The organism is Moritella sp. (assembly GCF_033791185.1).
GTDB lineage: Bacteria > Pseudomonadota > Gammaproteobacteria > Enterobacterales > Moritellaceae > Moritella.
Genome location: NZ_JASJHF010000113.1, coordinates 1 through 4,753 on the forward strand (window position 1 = coordinate 1; position 4,753 = coordinate 4,753).

Sequence of the window (4,753 nt, forward strand, 5' to 3'; positions counted from 1 at the left end):
GCTTCTATATTATTCGAACCTGCTGCGGAGGGGTGGCAGAGTGGCCGAATGCACTGGTCTTGAAAACCAGCAGGGGTTAATAGCTCCTCGAGAGTTCAAATCTCTCCTCCTCCGCCATCCATTCAAGAGAACGCTAATTGATTACTATTTATAGTAACTGGTTAGCGTTTTTTTATATCTCAATTTCGACATTTTTTTTACTAATCCTGTGCTAACTTCATTATCATAACCAAATATTTATACCAGCAGCATTAACATCAGTATGCATATATGCTTGGTATTATTCATCTTTGTTGAGATTTTTGCTTATGAGCCTGTTTTTCTATAACCGTATACGTTGTTTCCTTATTTCTACTTCTGTTGTTATTAGTTTAGTTTTTTCTAGCACTATTTTTGCGGAGAACAAGACCAGCCTAGCGCCGACATTCACCTTACCCGGTATTGATAATAGCCAAGTTGATCTTGCTGACTATCGTGGCAAGGTGGTATTGGTGGATTTTTGGGCATCGTGGTGCACGCCATGTATCCGTTCATTTCCGTGGATGGACGCAATGGTGGAAAAATATGGCGAACAAGGATTTGAAGTTATTGCCATTAATATGGATCAAGAAGCTGTTTTAGCGAAAAAGTTCTTACAACGTTACCCGAATAAATTAACCATCGCGTTTGATCCGCAAGGTGCAGTCGCTGAGCAATACGAGATCATGGGCTTACCGAATTCATTTATACTTAATAAACAAGGTGAAATTGTGTATAAGCATATCGGCTTTAGATTATCGGAATTAGATAAATACGAAGCAGAGATCTTATCGTTACTACCTTAAATATAATAATTATCGCTTTCAATTAATGTTTGGAGTGGCTTATGAGACGGATTTTATTATTAGTCAGTGTATTGAGTTTAACAGCATGTTCGTCACTTGGGGTGAAACCTTGGGAGCGTGACTTGCTGGCTAAACCGGAAATGCAGCTTGCTGAAAATCCAATGGAAATGGGCTTTGATGACCATACTTACTTCAGTAAAGAAGGCTCAAGTGGCGGCGGCAGTTTTGCTGGTGGAGGTTGTGGATGCAACTAAAAAGCAAAAACAAAACCTTTGCCAATATATCGCTGACATTGGCTGCTGCGACATGTGCACTTGCCGCTCCTGCTATGGCTGCAACACCAGAACCAGATAGCTGGAATGTAGATGCCGGATTATTGATTTATGCCGAAAGTGATGACCAAGTGCAAGCTTATGAAGGTGCACTGTCTATTACTAAGCAAATCGATGACGAGCGCAGCATTAATGTCAAAGGTGTGGTTGATGTGCTGACTGGTGCATCACCCAATGGCGCTGTTGCTCAAAACAGAGCACAAACTTTCACTCGACCTTCAGGTAATGGTTCTTACACCACAGCTGCAGGTGAAACCCCACTTGATGATACCTTTAAAGATACGCGCGTTGCCCTCAGCACCCAATACCAGCAACAACTCAATCGCCTTTGGCTCTATTCTGGTGGCGCAAACGTGTCTAAAGAATATGATTACCTTGCGCTGTCGATTAACAGTGCACTGGCGCGCGATTTTAATAATCGTAATACCACTGCATCGGTCGGTTTTTCCTATGCTTACGATACTATCGAGCCGGAAGGTGGTATACCGAATCCAGGTGTCTCTGTCGATGATCCAGATAATCGCTTAGAAGACAGTGAGACCAAGCAAACCCTGGATCTACTGTTTGGATTAACGCAAGTCATTAACCGCCAGACGCTAATGCAATTGAACTATTCGATTAGTGACATCAGTGGTTATCAAACCGACCCGTTTAAAATATTGTCTGTGGTTGATAGCAACGGTTGGGCTAATGATTATGTTTATGAAAACCGTCCTGATCAGCGTACCAAACAAAGTTTGTTTTGGCGCACTAAATATAATCTGCAGCCATCTGGACAAGTATTTGATGTCAGCTATCGCTATTTTTGGGATGACTGGGGCATGGCCTCGCATACCATAGACACCAAATGGCGGATGCCACTGGCGAACAGCCACTTTATCGAACCACATATTCGTTATTATAACCAACAAGCAGCAGACTTCTATCAGGTTTATCTTGATGACGGCCAGCCAATACCGGAATACATGACCGCTGATTATCGCTTGGGTGAGCTACAAACTTATACCATAGGTCTGAAATATGGGCTCCCGATTGCTGGCAATGAGTTTAGCGTGCGACTTGAATATTACCTGACTCAAGTATCGGGTGATGATTCATTGGCCAAAGGCGCGGGTATGTCGGGCGTTGATCTGTATCCAGACAAAAGCGCAGTTATGCTGCAGAGCTTCTATCGTTTTTAATATCGCCAGAATGTAATAGGGATGTAGTTTGGGTAAAGCTTATAACTTAACGCGACAAGCGGATTATTGGCTCGGTGAATTTGCGGTCATGGCGAGCACCTGTCAGGTGTTGTTGGATGATATGAATGCCGCGCAAGCGGATAGCCTTGTTGCACTGGCCTATGCAGAAGCAAAACGTATCGAATTAAAATACAGTCGCTTTCGTGATGACAATATTATTGCTCGCCTTAATCATGCTAAGGGTAGGGCTGTACAGCTTGATGACGAAACGGTGAAGTTGATTAATTTGGCGGATTTATGTTTTCAGCTCAGTGACGGTTTATTTGATATCAGTTCTGGGGTTCTAGGTAAATTGTGGCATTTTAAGCAACAAACACAGTTGCCGAGCGATACTGACATTAGTACCTTGTTACCTCATATTGGTTGGCAGCAAGCACTGTGGCAAGCCCCATTATTAACGTTGCCGACCGGCATGCAAATTGACCTCGGTGGTATTGGTAAAGAATACGCCGTCGATAAGGTGGCGCAGCTATTACAAAATACAATGCGACTGCAGCATATTGATAGTGCATTTTTGGTTAACTTTGGTGGTGACATTTACGCTAATAAATCACGTCGTAAGGGCGATGCGTGGCAAGTGGCTATTGAAGACCCCAAGCATCTAGGGGAAAGCAAACTAATGGTTAGTTTAGCCCAAGGTGGTTTGGCGAGTAGCGGCGATAGCCAGCGCTTCATTGATGTTGATGGTCAGCGTTATAGCCACATCTTAAACCCTAAAACAGGTTACCCCATTGCTGGAGGTCCTCCTCAAGTCACTGTTTATGCCCAAAACTGTGTGCAAGCAGGGATGTTGGCAACCATAGCGCTATTACAAGGTGAGTTCGCTGAAGACTTCTTGAAAGCGCAAGATTGCCGTTATTGGTTGTAGCTCTATATGACGAGCAAAATAACGAGGCTATTTATAACGAGACTATTTATAATTAGACTATTTATAACTAGAAAATTAAACTCGATTTTGTGGTGTACCGGCGACGAACTGCTCAATATTGTGAATTAACTGATTAGCTAAAGTCTGAATTGCTGCGTCAGATCCCCAAGCTACATGTGGTGTTAAGATCAGATTCGGTAAATGGGCATTAGCGATTAATGGATTGTTGTCATCCGCAGGCTCTTGAGTAAATACATCTACGCCTGCTCCGGCAATCTGTTGATTATGTAATGCGTCAACTAAGGCCTCTTCATCAACTAATCCACCTCGTCCTGCGTTAATTAATATGCTGGTTTTTTTCATCAATTTTAATTCTTCACTACCGATGAGATCACGAGTCTGCTCTGCAAGTGGGCAATGTAGGGTCAGTACATCAGCTTGGGCTAAAACGTCTGCAAACGGGCTGTAACCTGTACGGCATGTTTCAGCGCCTTTACGCTCTGCAAAAATGACTTTCATGCCTAACGCTTTAGCCAATACTGCAACGGCATTGCCTAACCCGCCTTTACCTATAATCCCTAACGTTGACCCTGCTATATCTGTAATGGGATGGCTAAAGAAACAGAATTGTTTTTGCTGCTGCCAAACCCCCGCTTGAATATCTTGATGATAACCAACGAGATTACGCTTTAATGCCAACATCATCGCTAATACATGCTCTGGCACAGAGTTAGTGGCGTAACCTTGAATATTACTAACGATAATGCTGTTTTGACGGCAATAGTCTAAATCGACATTGTTGGTGCCCGTTGCCGCGATAGCGATCATTTTTAATTGTGGGCAGTGACTTAATACCTGCGCATCTAAAATGACTTTATTGGTAATGACAATGCTTGCATGTTGTAATCGCTCTATTACTTGCTCACGCGTTGTCGTCGCATATTCTTGCCACTGACAATCAATACTCGGTTGAGGGATAATGATGTGTTCAGGGATTGTAGCGCGGTCGAGAAAGACAATAGTTTCCATGAAGGTGAGTCCTTGGCCTTAAAGCTGATATTTGTGATTAATTTAACCTTAGTTGTTATCAAAATGATATATCTTTTTAGTTCATAAGGATAAGGTTAATCGTAATTAAGATGGTGAAAGGTCTGTGTAACGAGGAGGTATAAGCAATGCATAACATTTTTGATTCGATACCCGTAGATCTCAGCAGTGAAGTATTTGAAGATCTGGTTAGCAGTGACAAGGTTAAAATAGAACGCATTATTTCCAAAGGACATACATCACCAGATTTTTGTTGGTACGACCAAGAGCAAAGTGAGTGGGTTATTGTTATTTCTGGTAGTGCTATTATCGGTTTTGATGATAAACCGCCAGTGACCTTGAAAGCGGGTGACTACCTTAATATCCCTGCGCATCAAAAACATAAAGTGGCGTGGACAGACCCCAATGTTGAAACCGTTTGGTTAGCAGTACATTATTGAA

6 protein-coding genes and 1 tRNA gene are annotated in these 4,753 nt (G+C 42.6%); 6 read left to right on the top strand and 1 reads right to left on the bottom strand.

From position 1 onward, the window contains the following. The first annotated feature begins 26 nt into the window (after window positions 1-26). The 5 genes from QNK26_RS07085 to QNK26_RS07105 all read left to right on the top strand — a co-directional run bounded on the left by QNK26_RS07085 (window position 27) and on the right by QNK26_RS07105 (window position 3,265). Window positions 27-117: transfer RNA gene (locus QNK26_RS07085), tRNA-Ser, on the top strand. Between the two features lie 191 nt (window positions 118-308). After that, window positions 309-824 (top strand): TlpA disulfide reductase family protein, encoded by a 516-nt coding sequence (locus tag QNK26_RS07090; RefSeq protein ID WP_319221826.1) that lies wholly within the window; start codon window positions 309-311, stop codon window positions 822-824. 41 nt (window positions 825-865) lie between these two features. Next, window positions 866-1,078, top strand: coding sequence for a DUF4266 domain-containing protein (locus QNK26_RS07095; protein ID WP_319221828.1), 213 nt, complete (start codon window positions 866-868; stop codon window positions 1,076-1,078). Continuing rightward, entirely contained in the window at window positions 1,069-2,337 is a 1,269-nt protein-coding gene (locus QNK26_RS07100) for a DUF3570 domain-containing protein (protein ID WP_319221830.1), read from the top strand. The genes QNK26_RS07095 and QNK26_RS07100 overlap by 10 nt, the downstream gene beginning before the upstream one ends. 28 nt (window positions 2,338-2,365) lie before the next feature. Further along, window positions 2,366-3,265 (top strand): FAD:protein FMN transferase, encoded by a 900-nt coding sequence (locus QNK26_RS07105; protein ID WP_319221832.1) that lies wholly within the window; start codon window positions 2,366-2,368, stop codon window positions 3,263-3,265. A gap of 75 nt (window positions 3,266-3,340) precedes the next feature. Here the strand turns inward: QNK26_RS07105 and QNK26_RS07110 are convergent, their stop codons facing one another. After that, window positions 3,341-4,294 carry a D-2-hydroxyacid dehydrogenase gene (locus QNK26_RS07110; RefSeq protein ID WP_319221833.1) on the bottom strand — a complete coding sequence of 318 codons (954 nt, stop codon included), beginning with the start codon at window positions 4,292-4,294 and terminating at the stop codon, window positions 3,341-3,343. 146 nt (window positions 4,295-4,440) lie between these two features. On the opposite strand from QNK26_RS07110, the gene QNK26_RS07115 reads away from it, so the two are divergent. Next, the gene (locus tag QNK26_RS07115) at window positions 4,441-4,752 is read left to right on the top strand and encodes a cupin domain-containing protein (protein ID WP_319221834.1); all 312 of its coding nucleotides are present in this window, start codon (window positions 4,441-4,443) and stop codon (window positions 4,750-4,752) included. Window position 4,753 lies beyond the last annotated feature (1 nt).

Excerpts from the sequence above, each read along its gene's own strand:
- QNK26_RS07090 (WP_319221826.1), top strand. The coding sequence starts at position 309 with ATGAGCCTGTTTTTCTATAACCGTATACGTTGTTTCCTTATTTCTACT.
- QNK26_RS07095 (WP_319221828.1), top strand. The coding sequence starts at position 866 with ATGAGACGGATTTTATTATTAGTCAGTGTATTGAGTTTAACAGCATGT.
- QNK26_RS07100 (WP_319221830.1), top strand. The coding sequence starts at position 1,069 with ATGCAACTAAAAAGCAAAAACAAAACCTTTGCCAATATATCGCTGACA.
- QNK26_RS07110 (WP_319221833.1), bottom strand. The coding sequence starts at position 4,294 with ATGGAAACTATTGTCTTTCTCGACCGCGCTACAATCCCTGAACACATC.
- QNK26_RS07115 (WP_319221834.1), top strand. The coding sequence starts at position 4,441 with ATGCATAACATTTTTGATTCGATACCCGTAGATCTCAGCAGTGAAGTA.